The following is a 15,616-nucleotide window of genomic DNA, read 5'->3' on the forward strand; positions in this document are numbered from 1 at the left end:
GGGGGCGGTCACGTGCCGAAACGCACGCGCGCCCTGGTCATGGTCACACTTTCCCTCCTACACGTCTCGACGGCGGGCGCGGGCATGGCAGTGGCCAAACTCACACCCGACCGGCGCTTGTCCCCCCAGTCACCCGGCGTTGCCGAACGCGAGCCGGTGCGCACGTCCGCCACCGTCCGACCGGCCGGGGCCGCCGCAGGCGCGGCGGACGCCACCGTGCTGGGACGACGGCTCGCCGGGCTGCTCGACGGCTCGCCGACCCCCACCAACGCGGTCGTGATCGACGCCCGTACCGGCCGGCAGCTGTTCGACCAGAACGGCGACCGACCCGCCACGCCCGCGTCCACCACCAAGCTGGCCACGTCCGTCGCGGCGCTGGCCGCGCTCGGACCCGAGCACCGGATCACCACCAAGGTCGTACGAGGCGGCGGCGGGGTCGTGCTGGTCGGCGGCGGGGATCCTACATTGACCGCGCTTTCCGCGCCCGCCGGGCGGGGGCGGCCGGCATTCGCTTCGCTGGCCGATCTCGCACGTCAGACGGCCGCGGCCCTCAAGGCGTCCGGTACGCGTCGTGTGCGCGTGGACTACGACGCGACCGCCTACCAGGGCCCGCGCACCGCCGCGGGCTGGAAGCCCAATTACCTGCCGGACGGCGAGATCGCCCCCGTGAGCGCGCTCACTGTGGACGAGGGCAGGGCCGCGCCCGGCACGCAGACCAAGACCCGTGTGGGCGACCCGCCCGCCGCAGCCGCCGCCGCGTTCGCCCGGCTGCTCGCCCGTTACGGCGTCGCCGCCACCCGGGGGCGCCCCAGCAGGGCGCCCGAGGACGCCGACCAGCTCGGCGCCGTGCAGTCCCCGCCGTTGTCGGCGCTGGTGGAGCATCTGATGACCGACAGCGACAACGACGTCGCCGAGGCGGTGGCCCGTCAGGTGGCGATGAACAGGGGCTATCCACCCTCCTTCGCCGGGGGCGCCCAGGCCGTCGTGGAGGTTCTCGGCGAACTCGGCGTGTCCGCCGGGGTGGAGGTCAACGACGGAAGCGGGCTGTCCACGGAGAACCGGATCACGCCGATCGCGCTGGCGCGGCTGGTCGCCCTCGCCGCATCGGACGACCATCCCCAGCTGCGTGCGGCGATCACCGGCATGCCGGTGGCGGGGTTCTCCGGAACCCTGTCCCCTCCCCGCTACATGACGCCCTCCAGTGCGGCGGGCGCGGGCCTGGTCCGGGCCAAGACGGGGACGCTCGCGGGCGTCAGCACCCTGGCCGGATACGCCTACGACGCCGACGGGCGCCTGCTGGCGTTCGCGTTCATGGCGGGGGACGGGACGGGCGAGGTCGATCCCTCCCGTTTGGACGCCCTCGCCGCCGTCGTCGCCTCCTGCGCCTGCACCTGACCCGTGTCGGGGGCACGCCCGCGCGCGCTTGGGGCCGTCACCGGTGCACGCCCGCCCGCATGCACCCGCGCTTGGAGGCGGCCGGGGGGTGGAGTACGCGGTTCTCCGAGGGTATGGATGTGGTCGTACGGGAGATAACGGAATCGGTTGTTCGTTGAACGATCTGCAGGGGCGCTCAGGCGCCGGGGTCGAAACGTACGGTGGAGTACATGAGCGCCTCAATGATCGATTGGAACCTCGCGGTGCAGACCGGCACGCGGCTCGTCCGGCCGGGGCCGCAGGTCGGGCAGGCCGAGGCGCGCGAGGTGGTCGCGGAACTGCGCGAGCTGTCCCGCGTTGCGCACGGGCACGTCGGCGAGTTCACCGGCATGCGGGCGGAGGCCGCGCCCGCCCCGGCGACGATCGTGGACCGGCCCGGCTGGATCCGAGCGAACGTGGACGGCTTCCGGGTGGTGCTCGAACCCCTCATGGAGCAGATGGCCGAGCGCCGCGGGACGGGGCTGCTCGGCAGCGGGAGCGCGGGCGTCGTGGTGCAGGCCGTGGGCTCCCGCGTGACCGGCATGCAGGTCGGCGCGATACTCGCGTACATGGCGAGCCGGGTGCTGGGCCAGTACGAGCTGTTCCTGCCTCCGGACCCGTCCGGCCGTGCGCCCAGCGGAAGGCTCACCCTCGTCGCCCCCAACATCGTCCAGGTGGAGCAGGAGCTCGGCGTGGACACGCGGGACTTCCGCCTCTGGGTGTGCCTGCACGAGGAGACGCACCGCGCCCAGTTCACCGGGGTTTCGTGGCTGCGCGAGTACGTCCAGGACCAGATGACCAAGTTCCTGCTCGCCTCCGACCTCGACCCCGGGGCGCTGCTGGAGCGGCTGAGGGACGCGGCCGACGCGATCGCCGACGCCGTGCGCGGCGGTGACTCCAGCCTGATCGACGCGATCCAGAGCCCCGAGCAGCGGGAGATCCTCGACCGGCTCACCGCCGTGATGACGCTGGTCGAGGGGCACGGCGACTACGTCATGGACGCGGTCGGCCCCGAGGTGGTGCCGTCCGTGCAGCAGATCCGCGCCAAGTTCCAGCGGCGCCGCGAGGGCGGCACCCGCATGGACAAGACCCTCCGGCGGCTGCTCGGCATCGACCTGAAGATGCGGCAGTACGCCGAAGGGGCGAGGTTCGTCCACCGGGTGGTGGCCGAGGTGGGCATGGACGGCTTCAACCGGGTGTGGGAATCGGCCGAGACGCTGCCCACCCACGAGGAGATCAAGGAGCCGGCACTGTGGATGGACCGGGTGCTGGGCCCCAGAGCCATCGAGGCGACGACTCCCGATGCGCAGACCCCCGAGGCCGACAGGGCGTGAGCGCGGCCATCTCGTACGGCCCCGGGCGCTCCACCTGCGGGCGGTAGGGGCGATGGGGCCTGACCCGGCCGTTGCGGCGGTCCGTGTGGCGGTGCGGCGCGCCCTCGATGCGCTGCCGCCCCACCGCATGGTGCTCGTCGCCTGCAGCGGCGGCGCCGACTCGCTCGCGCTGGCGGCGGCGCTGGCGTTCGAGGCCCCCCGGGCGGGACGTCCGGCGGGGGGCGTCACAATTGACCACGGCCTGCAGGAGGGCTCGGCCGTGCGCGCGGAGAAGGTCGTCAGGGCGATGGCGGACCTCGGGCTCGACCCGGCGGGGGCGGTGACCGTCACGGTGGGGAACCGCGGGGGGCCCGAGAACGCCGCCAGGGACGCCCGGTACTCCGCGCTCGACGAGACCGCCGCCAACCTGGCGGCGGCCGCCGTGCTGTTGGGGCACACCAGGGACGACCAGGCCGAGACCGTCCTCATGGGGCTCGCCCGAGGCTCAGGAGCCCGTTCGCTCGCGGGCATGCCCGCCTCGTTCGTCCGCACCCGTGAGGCGCGGGAGATCCGCTACGTGCGGCCGCTTCTGGACATCGACAGGGCCACCACGCGAAGGGCGTGCCTGGCCATGGGCTTGGAACCCTGGGACGACCCCCACAACGACGATCCCGCCTACACGCGCGTGCGCGTGCGCCACGAGGCGTTGCCCGCCCTGGAGAAGGCGCTCGGCCCCGGAATCACCGAGGCGCTGGCTCGTACCGCGCGCATGCTGCGCGACGACGCCGATGCCCTGGACGGCATCGCCGACCGCGCCTACGCCGAGTGCGAAACCGCCGCGCCGGAACCGTACTCCGTGGCGCTGACCCTGGACGTTCTGGCGGGGCTCGCCAAGGCCGTGCGCACGCGGGTGCTGAGGAAGGCGGCGATAGCCGCGGGCAGTCCACCCGGTACGCTCGCGGCCGTTCACGTGGAACACGTGGACCGGCTGGTCACCGCCTGGCATGGACAGCGGCACGTCGATCTGCCCGGGGGCGTGCGCGCGTACCGGCGAGAGGGAAGGCTGCTGTTCGGCCCGGGCCCGGCCCGAATGACTATGCGTTTCCCGGAGGGTGGGTAGTGGACGAGAAGGACCTGGGCGCCGACCTGGCGAAGGTGCTCATTCCCGAGGACCAGCTCCAGGCCAAGGTGCGGGAACTGGCGGCGCAGGTGGACGCCGACTACGCCGGCAAGGACCTGCTGCTGGTCGGCGTGCTCAAGGGCGCCGTGATGATCATGGCGGACCTTGCCCGGGCGCTGCACACACCTGTCTCCATGGACTGGATGGCGGTGTCCTCGTACGGCTCGGGCACCAAATCGTCGGGCGTCGTGCGTATCCTGAAGGACCTGGACGCGGACATCATGAACCGGCACGTCCTGATCGTCGAGGACATCATCGACTCGGGCCTGACGCTGTCGTGGCTGGTCAGCAATCTGCGCTCGCGCGGCCCGGCCTCACTGGAGATCTGCGCGCTGCTGCGCAAGCCGGAAGCGGTCAGGACCGAGGTGGACGTCCGCTACATCGGCTTCGACATTCCGAACGAGTTCGTCGTCGGGTATGGCCTGGACTATGCCGAGAAGTATCGGAACCTTCCCTTTGTGGGGACGCTGGCGCCCCACGTCTACGGAGGTGAGAGCGCCTGAGGGAGCCCGGCACCGGCGTCGGTGAAGCGCCCGCGCGGCGCCGCGGAGCCCCCGCGGACGGCCGCCGGGGAACATCACACCGGCGCGGATCGTTGCATTGGAAGCTGACGGGTATACCGGAAGGATCAGGGATCCGCGCAGGCTGCGCCTCCCGCTCCGCCCGGTGTACGGTCGATGTCCGGGCCTGCACCGGGGAAGCCGCCCGGCGGGGCCGGTCGCCTCGGCGGGCCGGGGGCTCCGGCGAGGGTCCGCCGCACGCATGGAGCCGGATCACAGTGGCGTCCGTCCTGCGGGACGGGCGAGGATCGCAATAGGAGGGACGGGCCCCGGAGGGGTTACCGGATAAATGGACGTGAAACGCTACTTTCGCGGGCCGCTGCTGTGGATCCTGCTGTTGGGCCTCTTGGTCGCCATGGTCATGTGGGGGATGAATCCCGGCCGCTCGTACGAGAAGACCGACACCTCCAAGGTGGTCCAGGAGATCGCCGCCGGCCAGGTCCGCTCCGCCAAGATCATTGACAAGGACCAGCGGATCGAGGTCACCCTCAACAACGGAAAGCACCAGCAGGCCAGCTGGGTGGACGGCCAGGGACTGAGGCTGCAGGAGCAGCTGCAGCAGCAGGCCCAGGCCGGCAAGCTGCCCGGGGGGTACAACGTCGAGGTCCCCAAGCAGAGCTTCTTCCTCAACCTGCTGTTCAGCCTGCTGCCCATCGTGGTCATCGTGCTGATCTTCCTGTTCATCATGAACCAGATGCAGGGCGGCGGCTCGCGGGTGATGAACTTCGGCAAGTCCAAGGCCAAGCTGATCACCAAGGACACGCCGAAGACCACGTTCGCGGACGTGGCCGGGGCCGACGAGGCCCTGGAGGAGCTTGAGGAGATCAAGGACTTCCTGCAGAACCCGGCCAAGTTCCAGTCGATCGGCGCCAAGATCCCCAAGGGCGTGCTGCTGTACGGCCCGCCCGGCACCGGCAAGACCCTGCTGGCGCGCGCCGTGGCCGGCGAGGCCGGCGTGCCCTTCTACTCGATCTCCGGTTCCGACTTCGTCGAGATGTTCGTCGGCGTCGGCGCCTCCCGGGTGCGCGACCTGTTCGAGCAGGCCAAGGCCAACGCCCCGTCGATCATCTTCATCGACGAGATCGACGCCGTCGGCCGGCACCGCGGCGCGGGCCTGGGCGGCGGCCACGACGAGCGCGAGCAGACCCTCAACCAGCTGCTGGTCGAGATGGACGGCTTCGACGTCAAGGGCGGCGTCATCCTGATCGCCGCCACCAACCGGCCCGACATCCTCGACCCGGCGCTGCTGCGTCCCGGCCGCTTCGACCGCCAGGTCACCGTGGACCGTCCCGACCTGGAGGGCCGCAAGGGCATCCTGCGGGTGCACGGCCGCGGCAAGCCGTTCGCGCCCGACGTCGACCTGGACGTCATCGCCCGGCGCACCCCCGGCTTCACCGGCGCCGACCTGGCCAACGTGATCAACGAGGCGGCGCTGCTGACCGCGCGGTTCGACCGCAAGCTGATCGACATGGAGACCCTGGAGGAGGCCATCGACCGGGTCATGGCCGGCCCGGAGCGCAAGACCAGGGTCATGTCGGAGAAGGAAAAGAAGATCATCGCCTACCACGAGGGCGGGCACGCGCTGGTGGCGCACGCGCTGCCGAACGCCGACCCCGTGCACAAGGTGACGATCCTGCCGCGCGGCCGGGCCCTCGGCTACACCATGACCCTCCCGATGGAGGACAAGTTCCTGACCACCCGGTCGGAGATGACCGACCAGCTGGCCATGCTGCTGGGCGGCCGCACCGCCGAGGAGCTGGTGTTCCACGAGCCGACCACCGGCGCGGCCAACGACATCGAGAAGGCCACCGCGATCGCCCGCAACATGGTGACCGAGTACGGCATGAGCGAGCGTCTGGGCGCCCGCAAGTTCGGCACCGGCGCGGGCGAGGTGTTCCTCGGCCGCGACGTCGGCCACGAGCGCGACTACTCCGAGGACATCGCCTCGGCGATCGACGACGAGGTGCGCCGCTACATCGAGGCCGCGCACGACACCGCCTGGGAGATCCTGGTCGAGTACCGCGACGTCCTCGACGAGTTGGTGCTGCAGCTCATGGAGAAGGAGACCCTCTCCAAGGAGCAGGTGCTGGAAATCTTCGCGCCGATCCGCAAGCGGCCGCACCAGAACTCCTACACCGGCTACGGCAAGCGGCTGCCCTCCGACCGGCCCCCGGTCCTGACGCCCAAGGAGCTGGCCCTGCTCGGCCCGCAGGACGTCGCTGACCTCACCAAGAACAACGGCCAGGGGTCGGGCCAGACGGAGCCCACTCCCGACCACCCGTCCTCCGGCGAGAGCTGATCGATTTGTCCGAACGGTACGACGACGACACTTTTCGGGACCCGGCGGCCGGCCTGGCCGCCGGGTCCACCGGCTTTTCCGGTGACCCCGCCGGCAGCCGCGAGCACGCCGCCGAGGCCGGTGCCGAGCCCGGCGGTGTGAGCGGTGTCCCGGCCTCCGGCGACCCTGCCGAATCCGGCCTGGTGGTGCCGGGCGGCGGCCAACGCGTCTTCGACCACGCGCGCATCGAACGCGCCGTCCGCGAGATCCTCATCGCCATCGGCGAGGACCCCGACCGCGACGGCCTGCGCGAGACCCCCGCCCGCGTCGCCCGCGCCTACGCCGAGCAGTTCGCCGGCCTCCGGCAGAACCCCGAAGACGCCCTGAACAAGGTCTTCGAGGCCGACCACGACGAGATGGTGCTGGTCAAGGACATCGAGGTGTACTCGATGTGCGAGCACCACCTCACGCCTTTCCACGGGCTGGCGCACGTCGGCTACACGCCCAACGAGAAGGGGCAGATCACCGGCCTGTCGAAGCTGGCGCGGCTGGTGGACGTGTTCGCCCGGCGGCCGCAGGTGCAGGAACGGCTGACCAGCCAGATCGCCGACGCGCTCATGCGGATCCTGGAGCCGCGCGGGGTGATCGTGGTGATCGAGGCCGAGCACCTGTGCATGACCATGCGGGGTGTGCGCAAGCCGGGCGCCAAGACGGTGACCTCGGCCGTGCGCGGCGCGTTCCGCGACCGTCCCGAGACCCGCGCCGAGGCCATGGGACTGATCCTCGGCGGCTGACCCGGCGCCATCGACGGGCCTTCGCCGTGGCGGTGGAGTCTTGTTCGCCGGTGGCCCGTTGAGACACGGGTTGAGGCTGTTGGGGTTGATTCCTCATGGCTGATTCGATGCTGTCGACGGGTGCTTGCCGCGGTGGTGGGCTGCCGGTCTCGGGATGCCCGCTGGGGCTGTGGGGTTGGTTCTCCGCGGTTGATCCGGCGCTGTTGGCGGGGCCTTCATCGCGGTGATCGGACCCTGGTTGCGGGTGGGTGTCCTGGGGCGGTGTCGGCCAGGGGCGGGGGATCGGGGTGGTGCGATCAAGGCATAGGGTTGGAGCATGAGCGCCGCCGCCGTCCCCGGGCTGCCCACGCCAGGGCGCTGCCTCGTCATGGGCGTGGTCAACGTGACGCCCGACTCCTTCTCCGACGGCGGCGCCTGGTTCGACGCCGACAAGGCCATCCGGCACGGGTTGGACCTCGTCGCCGAGGGCGCCGACCTGATCGACGTGGGCGGCGAGTCGACCCGTCCCGGGGCGCAGCGGGTGTCGCGCGAGGAGGAGCTGCGCCGGGTCGTCCCCGTGATCGAGGCGCTGACGGCCGAGGGGGTCCCGGTCAGCGTCGACACCATGCGCGCCGAGGTGGCCGAGGCCGCGGTGGCGGCCGGTGCCCGGCTGGTCAACGACGTCAGCGGCGGCCTCGCCGACCCGGACATGCCGCGCGCGGTGGCGGCCGCGGGCGTGCCGTACGTGGTGATGCACTGGCGCGGGCACAGCCACGACATGCAGACGCGGGCCGTGTACGGCGACGTGGTCCGGGAGGTCCGCGACGAGCTGCTGAGCCGGGTGGACGCGGTGCTGGACGAGGGCGTCGACCCGTCCATGATCGTGCTGGATCCGGGGCTGGGGTTCGCCAAGCACGCCGAGCACAACTGGTCGCTGCTGGCCCATCTGGACGTCCTGCACGACACCGGCTACCCGGTGCTGGTGGGCGCCTCCCGCAAACGCTTCCTGGGACGGCTCCTGGCCGGCCCGGACGGAACGCCGCGTCCGTTCGCCGACTGCGACGACGCCACCGTGGCGGTGTCCTCCCTGGTCGCGGCGGCGGGCGCCTGGTGCGTACGGGTCCACCGCGTGCGCCCCAACGCCGATGCCGTCCGGGTGGCGGCCGCGCTGCGCACCGGCGCGGGCGAGACCGCGCCGCCTCTCCCGCCCTCGGCACGCACCACCCGGACCCCGCAGCCCGGCGACGACGGGGGGTTGTCGGGCGGCGGCGATGGTGTGCAGGGTGGCAGGCGATGAGCCGTGCTGTGGACCGTGACCAGCTGGTCGAGGCCAACGCCGAGTTCTACGCGGCATTCGAGGCGGGCGACCTGGACCGGATGTCGGCGGTGTGGGCGGACGGGCCGTACGCGTCCGGTGTGATGTGCGTGCATCCGGGGTGGACCCGGCTGCGCGGACGGGACGAGGTGCTGCGGTCATGGGCGCTGATCATGGCGAACACCGAGTACATCCAGTTCGTCCTGACCGATGTCGAGGCCGACGTTTACGGCGAGCAGGCCGTGGTGACGTGCAAGGAGAACGTCCTGACCGCCGAGCAGGGCGGCGAGAGCGGGGCCCTGGCCGCGGGAAGCATCATCGCGACGAACGTGTTCGTCCGCGTCGGCGGGGGTTGGCGGCTGCTGGTCCACCACGGGTCCCCGATTCTGAACGCAGAGGAGCAATGAGCTGGATCGGATAGAGCTGCGCGGACTGCGCGCCCGAGGGCGGCACGGCGTGCTGCCCGCCGAGCGCGAGCTGGGCCAGGAGTTCGTGGTGGACGTCGCGCTGGGTCTGGACACGCGCCCGGCGGCGGCCGAGGATGACCTGTCCCGTACCGTCGACTACGGATCTCTCGCCGACCGGCTGGTCGCTGTCGTGGAGGGCGAGCCCGTGGCCCTCATCGAGACGCTGGCCGACCGGCTGGCGGAGGTCTGCCTGCAGGAACGGGCGGTGTCCGAGGTGGAGGTCACCGTCCACAAGCCGCACGCCCCGGTGCCGCACCCCTTCACGGACGTGGCCGTGAGGATCAGGAGGAGTCGTCCATGACAGCGTCCGAGCGTATGCCCGACCGCACCGCGACCGGAGGCCACATGCTGGTCGCCCATCGCGTCGTGTTCTCGCTGGGCAGCAATCTCGGCGACCGGCTGGACAACATTCAGGAGGCCGTCGACGCGCTGTTCGACGCGCCCGGCCTGGACTTCGTAGCGCTCTCCCCGGTTTACGAGACCGCCCCGTACGCCCCGCCCGGCGAGACCCTCCCCGAGCAGGGCGACTACCTGAACGTCGTGCTGGTGGCCGACACCCGGCTGCCACCGGAGAACCTGCTGGAGCGGGTCCTCAACATCGAGAACTCGATGCAGCGCACCCGCGAGGTCCGCTGGGGGCCGCGCACGCTGGACATCGACATCGTGATGTTCGGCAACATCACCTCCGACGACCCCGACCTGACGCTGCCGCACCCGCGCGCGCACGAGCGGGCGTTCGTACTGGTGCCGTGGGCGGACATCGAACCGGATGTGCTGCTGCCCGGGCACGGACGCGTCGGTGATCTGGCCGCGGCCAAACGGGCCGAGGCCGACGCCGCCGTGCGGCGCCGTGACGATCTGAGCCTGCAGCCGCCTGCATGAGACCTTCCCGCCCGACGTTCCTGCTCGCCCTGGTGGTCGTCATCGGACTGATCACCTGGGCAGTGCTGGAGACCGCGTACGTGTCGCTTCCACCGCTGCCGTGGACGGCGGTGCCGACCCTGCTGCTGCTTGCGTTGGGCGAGGCGTCCACGGGCGTGAACATCCTGCGCCGCATCCGCCGGCGGCCGGGGACCAAGCCGGTGGAGCCGCTGGTGGTCGCCCGGATGGCGGTTCTGGGCAAGGCCAGCGCGCACGCCGCGGCCGTGCTGGCGGGCGTGTTCGCCGGGTTCGCGGCCGCGCTGTCGGGGTCGCTGGACAAGCCGACTCCGCGCGCGGACTTCTTCGTCAGCGCCGCCACCTTCGTGGCCGCCGCGGTCCTGGTGGGCGCGGCGTACTTCCTGGAGTACGCCTGCCGCGTCCCCAAGGGCCCGGACGAGGAGCAGCAGGACCGGGGCGCCGCCCGGGCCTGAGCCTGAGCCGGCCGGGGCCCAGGCGGGCCCCGGCCGCGTCGGGCGGCGGGAGGGGGCCCTGCGCCGCCTATTTGTCGATGTCGCCGACGACGAAGAACATCGAGCCCAGGATGGCGATCATGTCGGCGACCAGGTTGCCGGGCAGCAGTTCCGACAGCACCTGGACGTTGTTGTACGAGGCGGACCGCAGCTTCAGCCGCCACGGGGTCTTCTCGCCGCGCGAGACGAGGTAGTACCCGTTGATGCCGAGGGGGTTCTCCGTCCAGGCGTAGGTGTGGCCCTCGGGGACCTTCAGCACCTTCGGCAGGCGCTGGTTGATCGGGCCGGGCGGCAGTTCGGCCAGGCGGTCCAGGCAGGCGTCGGCCAGGTCCAGCGAGGCGTACACCTGGTCGAGCAGGCACTCGAACCGGGCCAGGCAGTCGCCCTCGGTGCGGGTGACGACGCGCACGTCCAGGTCGCCGTAGGCCAGGTACGGCTCGTCGCGGCGCAGGTCGAAGTCGACGCCGCTGGCGCGGGCGATGGGGCCGGACACCCCGTACTGCAGGATCTGCTCGCGGGTCAGGACGCCGACGCCGCGGGTGCGGGCCCGGAAGATCTCGTTGTCCAGGATCAGGTCGGCGATGTCGGACATGCCCGCCCGCACGTCGGCGATGGCGCGCCGGGTGCGGGCCGTCCAGCCGGCGGGCAGCTCCTCCTTCAGCCCGCCCACCCGGTTGAACATGTAGTGCATGCGGCCGCCGGAGACCTCCTCCATGACCCGCTGGAGCTGCTCGCGCTCGCGGAAGGCGTAGAAGATCGGCGTCATCGCGCCGACCTCCAGCGGGTAGGAGCCCAGGAACATCAGGTGGTTGAGCACCCGGTTCAGCTCGGCCAGCAGGGTGCGCGCCCACACCGCGCGCGGCGGCGCCTCCATGCCGAGCATCCGCTCGACGGCCAGCACCACGCCCAGCTCGTTGGCGAACGCCGACAGCCAGTCGTGCCGGTTGGCCAGTACGATGATCTGCCGGAAGTCGCGGACCTCGAACAGCTTCTCCGCGCCCCGGTGCATGTAGCCGATGATCGGCTCGGCGGCGGTGATGCGCTCGCCGTCGAGCGTCAGCCGCAGCCGCAGCACGCCGTGCGTGGACGGGTGCTGCGGGCCGATGTTGAGGATCATGTCCTCGGTGGCCAGCTCCTTGGCCCCCGCGCCGATCCCGACGATGCGTTCCGTGGTCATCCGCTTCGCCACCGTTCACCTGCGGGTGCGATGCTCATCTGCACATCGTGCCACGCTTCGGGCTCGCGGTATTCCGGCGGTTTCCGGTTGACTAGGACGCAATGAATCCCAGCCATGAGCACTACCCGCCCCCGCAGGCGGCGCCGGGGCGGCCTTCGGGCTCCCCCCAGCCGGGCGTCACGCCCGCTGTGAACGCACCCGTGAACGCGGCTCCGGTGCAGGGCGCGGGCACGGCGTACGGTGCGGCCCCCAACGCAAGCGCACCGAGCCCAGGGGCGCCGACCCCGGGGGCACCCTCACCCGGTGCGCCCGCGGGCCCGCCGCAGTATCCGGCGGGGCAGGCGTTCGAGCCCGGGGGCGGGCTGGCGTGGGCGGGGATCTCCAAGCGGTACACCTGGCACCGGCGGATCGCGGCGACGCTGTGGGCGGTGCCGATCGCGGCGCTCGGGGCGTTCCTGGTGTCGCGCGGCGGCGGGGCGCTGGGGGCGGCCCTGTGGGGAGCGGCCGCGCTGATCTCGCTGATGCTGGCGTGGATCGTGGCCGAGCTGGCGTACCGGTCCTGGGGGTACGCCGAACGCGGCGACGACCTGCTCGTCATGCACGGCGTGTTCGTCAAGCGCCTGGTGGTGGTGCCGTACGGGCGGATGCAGTTCGTGGACGTGACGGCGGGGCTGCTGGAGCAGTGGATGGGCATCGCCACCGTCCGCATGCACACCGCGGCCGCCGCGACGGACGCGGTGATCCCCGGTCTGCCGGCCGCCGAGGCGGCCTCCCTGCGCGACCGTCTGGCGCAGAAGGGCGAGGAACGGAGCATGGGCCTTTGACCGGCCCCGCCCGGCCTCCGGCGCCGTACGGAGGGCCGTACCGCGCCCCGGGTGCTTACGGGCCTCCCGCGCCTCCGGGGCCGTACCAGATGCCGCCGGGGTACCCGGCCGGACGTCCGTATCCGCCGGCGCCCGGCCCGCACGGGCCGTTCTACGGGCAGGCTCCGCCGCCGGTGCGGTTCTCGGAGGGCGTGCACCGGCTGCACTGGGCGACCGGGCCGCTGCGGACGTTCGTCATTCTCGCCGTCTACTTCGTGCTGCTGGGCCTGCCGTTGCTGCTGGCCCGGGACGACGACGGCGTCGTCCTCGCCATCACCCCCGAGTCGGTGGCGCGGTTCCTCGTCGTCACCATTCCCATGACGGGCATCGCCGTGGGCGTGGGGCTGTGGACGTGGCTGGCCCTGAGGTTCCGCGTAGACGGCGACGACCTGGTGGTGGAGACGGGGCTGCTGCGCAAACGCACGCGGCGCATCCCGCTGTCGCGCGTCCAGGCCATCGACGTGGTGAGGCCCCTGGTGACGCGGCTGTTCGCCTTGGCCGAAGTACGCGTGGAGTTGGCCGGGGGCGAGCAGAGCGAAATCGCCCTGCGTTACCTGGGGCGCAACACCGCGCAGCAGCTGCGCGCCGAACTGCTGGCGCGCGCGGCGGGTCTTCCCGGCCACACGCCCGAAGCGCCGGAACGGCCGTTGTGGCGGGTCTCCGGCGGGGCGCTGTTCGGGTCGCTGGTGTTGCGGCTGCCCGTCCTGGGCACGGCCCTGCTGCTGCTCCTGTCGCTGGTGTTGCTTGTGCTGTACGCGGAGCTGGGCATGCTGGCCGTGGCCATTCCGGCGCTGCTCGGCCTGGTGCGCGCCGTGGTCGCGCCCCTGGTGATGTACAGCGCCTTCACCGTGGCGACGTCCCCGGACGGGATACGGCTGCGGTACGGCCTTCTGGAGACCCGCATGCAGACCGTCCCTCCGGGGCGGGTGCAGGCCATCAGCATCGTGGAGCCGTCCCTTTGGCGGTCCTTCGGGTGGGCGCGGCTCGACGTGACCGTGGCCGGGTACGCGGGGGAGCGCCAAGCGCTGTCGTCCGTGCTGCTGCCCGTGGCGCCCCGGCAGGTGGCGGTGCACCTGGTGGCGCAGGTGTTCCCGGGGGCGAACGTGGACGCCGTTCAGTTGCTGCCCGCCTCGTCCAAGGGCCTCGCGGGCGGAACGGCCGGCGCCGGCACCGACGACCACGTGTTCGTGACCCGGCACGGCTTCCTCTGCCGCCGCACGGACGTGATCGCTCACGCGCGGGCGCAGAGCGTGCGGCTGACGGTGAATCCGCTGCAGCGCCTGCTGGGGCTGGCCACCGTCCACATCGACGCGCCGCCGGGCCCGGTGCGGGTCGCGGCGGCCGACCGCGACCTCGGCGAGGCCCGCGCCATCGTCGAGTCGACGGCACGGCGCGCCCAGGCCGCGCGGGCCGTCGACGGAGACCCCGGCCGCTGGGCCGCCCGCTGACCCGGTGCCGGGCCCGCGCAGGTGCTGAGGAGCCGGCTTGTGCTCGGCGTACAGCCCGGCCTCGATGCGCTTGGCCGGCTCCACCCTGCCCGGCGCCGGGCGCAGTCGGCCGAGCAGCGCGCCCGGGGCGCCGCGCGGGTGGCGGTGGCGTCCCCTGCGACAGTGGGGTTTATGCAGATTGAGGCTTAGAGTCCGGTGTATGAGCCTCCGGGGTATGAGCGAAGCCTCCGCGGCGGAGCGGGAGTACGATCCGTGGTCGCCCGAGTTCGTGGCGGACCCGTATCCGGTGTACGCGCGGCTGCGCGCCGAGCGGCCCGTCTTCTACCACGAGCCCACGGACCAGTGGGTGGTCACCCGGCACGCGGACGTGGACGCGCTGCTGCGCGACCGGCGTCTCGGCCGGTCCTACCTGCACGTCGCCACGCACGAGGAGTTCGGCCGCGAGCCCGAGCCGGAGTTCCTCAAGCCGTTCTGGGACCTGATCCGCGCCGGGATGCTGGACGTGGAGCCGCCCGTGCACACCAGGCTCCGGCGGCTGGTGTCCAAGGCGTTCACCGCGCGGATGGTGGAGGGGCTGCGGCCCATGATCCGCGGGCTGGCCGAGGAGCTGGCCGGGGCGCTGGCCGCCGAGGGCGGCGGCGACCTGCTGGCCGAGGTCGCCGAGCCGCTGCCGGTCACCGTGATCGCCGAGATGCTGGGCGTGCCCGCGTCCGACCGCGGCCTGCTGCGGCCCTGGTCGGCCGACATCTGCGGGATGTACGAGCTGAACCCGTCGCCGGAGGCGCAGCGCACGGCGGTGCGCGCCGCCGTGGAGTTCTCCGACTACCTGCGCGGCCTGGCCCGCCGGCGGCGGGCCGCGCCCCGCGACGACCTGATCAGCGCGCTGGCCCAGGTGGTGGACGAGGGCGACCGGCTCACCGAGGACGAGCTGGTCGGCACCTGCGTGCTGCTGCTCAACGCCGGGCACGAGGCGACGGTGAACGCCACCGGCAACGCCTGGTGGGCGCTGTTCCGCAACCCCGGTGAGCTGGAGCGGCTGCGCGCCGACCACTCGCTGGTGCCGTCGGCCGTCGAGGAACTGCTGCGCTACGACACCCCGGCGCCGATGTTCGAGCGGTGGGTGCTGGAGGACATCCAGGTGGCGGGGGTCGACATTCCGCGCGGCGCGGAGGTGGCGCTGCAGTTCGCCTCCGCCAACCGGGACGAGGCCGTGTTCCCCGAGCCGGACCGCCTCGACCTGGGACGCGCCCCCAATCCGCACATCACGTTCGGACTGGGCATCCACTACTGCCTGGGCGCCCCGCTGGGCCGCATCGAGCTGGCCGAGTCGTTCGGCGCGCTGCTGCGGCTCGCCCCGCGCATGCGGCTGGTGGACGAGCCCGAGTGGAAGCCCGGGTTCGTCCTGCGCGGCCTGCGGGCGCTGAACGTGGAAATCTAA

Annotated in this window: 15 protein-coding genes; 14 read left to right on the plus strand and 1 reads right to left on the minus strand. The window is 72.2% G+C overall.

Annotated features, from left to right (window positions below; genetic code table 11):
- The first annotated feature begins 84 nt into the window (after positions 1-84).
- The 11 genes from dacB (at position 85) to QSK22_RS27565 (ending at position 10,651) form a co-directional block, all read left to right on the plus strand.
- A complete protein-coding gene (gene dacB, locus QSK22_RS27515) occupies positions 85-1,395 on the plus strand; it encodes a D-alanyl-D-alanine carboxypeptidase/D-alanyl-D-alanine endopeptidase (RefSeq protein WP_285497307.1) in 1,311 nt (436 codons plus the stop codon).
- 209 nt (positions 1,396-1,604) lie between these two features.
- Positions 1,605-2,747, plus strand: coding sequence for an Rv3626c family coenzyme F420 biosynthesis-associated protein (locus QSK22_RS27520; RefSeq protein WP_285497308.1), 1,143 nt, complete (start codon positions 1,605-1,607; stop codon positions 2,745-2,747).
- A gap of 52 nt (positions 2,748-2,799) precedes the next feature.
- The gene (gene tilS, locus QSK22_RS27525; RefSeq protein ID WP_285497309.1) at positions 2,800-3,846 is read left to right on the plus strand and encodes a tRNA lysidine(34) synthetase TilS; all 1,047 of its coding nucleotides are present in this window, start codon (positions 2,800-2,802) and stop codon (positions 3,844-3,846) included.
- The gene (hpt, locus tag QSK22_RS27530; RefSeq protein WP_285497310.1) at positions 3,846-4,409 is read left to right on the plus strand and encodes a hypoxanthine phosphoribosyltransferase; all 564 of its coding nucleotides are present in this window, start codon (positions 3,846-3,848) and stop codon (positions 4,407-4,409) included. Before tilS ends, hpt begins: the two co-directional genes overlap by 1 nt.
- A 346-nt stretch (positions 4,410-4,755) precedes the next feature.
- The gene (gene ftsH, locus QSK22_RS27535) at positions 4,756-6,765 is read left to right on the plus strand and encodes an ATP-dependent zinc metalloprotease FtsH (RefSeq protein WP_285497312.1); all 2,010 of its coding nucleotides are present in this window, start codon (positions 4,756-4,758) and stop codon (positions 6,763-6,765) included.
- A 179-nt stretch (positions 6,766-6,944) separates the two neighbouring features.
- Positions 6,945-7,538 carry a GTP cyclohydrolase I FolE gene (gene folE, locus QSK22_RS27540; protein ID WP_285497343.1) on the plus strand — a complete coding sequence of 198 codons (594 nt, stop codon included), beginning with the start codon at positions 6,945-6,947 and terminating at the stop codon, positions 7,536-7,538.
- 316 nt (positions 7,539-7,854) lie between these two features.
- On the plus strand, positions 7,855-8,814 hold the full coding sequence (gene folP / locus QSK22_RS27545; RefSeq protein ID WP_285497313.1) for a dihydropteroate synthase: 960 nt from the start codon (positions 7,855-7,857) through the stop codon (positions 8,812-8,814).
- Positions 8,811-9,239, plus strand: coding sequence for a nuclear transport factor 2 family protein (locus QSK22_RS27550; protein WP_285497314.1), 429 nt, complete (start codon positions 8,811-8,813; stop codon positions 9,237-9,239). The genes folP and QSK22_RS27550 overlap by 4 nt, the downstream gene beginning before the upstream one ends.
- Before the next feature lies 1 nt (position 9,240).
- Entirely contained in the window at positions 9,241-9,600 is a 360-nt protein-coding gene (folB, locus tag QSK22_RS27555) for a dihydroneopterin aldolase (protein ID WP_285497344.1), read from the plus strand.
- Entirely contained in the window at positions 9,597-10,181 is a 585-nt protein-coding gene (gene folK, locus QSK22_RS27560; protein ID WP_285497315.1) for a 2-amino-4-hydroxy-6-hydroxymethyldihydropteridine diphosphokinase, read from the plus strand. The genes folB and folK overlap by 4 nt, the downstream gene beginning before the upstream one ends.
- A complete protein-coding gene (locus QSK22_RS27565; protein WP_285497316.1) occupies positions 10,178-10,651 on the plus strand; it encodes a DUF3180 domain-containing protein in 474 nt (157 codons plus the stop codon). Before folK ends, QSK22_RS27565 begins: the two co-directional genes overlap by 4 nt.
- A 67-nt stretch (positions 10,652-10,718) precedes the next feature.
- Here QSK22_RS27565 and QSK22_RS27570 read toward each other — a convergent pair whose 3' ends face one another.
- Entirely contained in the window at positions 10,719-11,867 is a 1,149-nt protein-coding gene (locus QSK22_RS27570; RefSeq protein WP_285497317.1) for an NADH-quinone oxidoreductase subunit D, read from the minus strand.
- A gap of 200 nt (positions 11,868-12,067) precedes the next feature.
- Here QSK22_RS27570 and QSK22_RS27575 point away from each other — a divergent pair, with 200 nt between their 5' ends.
- The 3 genes from QSK22_RS27575 to QSK22_RS27585 all read left to right on the plus strand — a co-directional run bounded on the left by QSK22_RS27575 (position 12,068) and on the right by QSK22_RS27585 (position 15,616).
- Positions 12,068-12,691 (plus strand): PH domain-containing protein, encoded by a 624-nt coding sequence (locus tag QSK22_RS27575; RefSeq protein WP_285497318.1) that lies wholly within the window; start codon positions 12,068-12,070, stop codon positions 12,689-12,691.
- A 173-nt stretch (positions 12,692-12,864) separates the two neighbouring features.
- Complete coding sequence (locus tag QSK22_RS27580; protein WP_285497319.1) at positions 12,865-14,178, plus strand: PH domain-containing protein; 1,314 nt, start codon at positions 12,865-12,867, stop codon at positions 14,176-14,178.
- Positions 14,179-14,392: 214 nt separating this feature from the next.
- Positions 14,393-15,616, plus strand: a complete 1,224-nt coding sequence (locus tag QSK22_RS27585; protein WP_285497320.1) for a cytochrome P450 — start codon at positions 14,393-14,395, stop codon at positions 15,614-15,616.

Origin of the sequence: Actinomadura sp. NBRC 104425 (genome assembly GCF_030269545.1) — a bacterium.
Lineage (GTDB): Bacteria > Actinomycetota > Actinomycetes > Streptosporangiales > Streptosporangiaceae > Spirillospora > Spirillospora keratinilytica.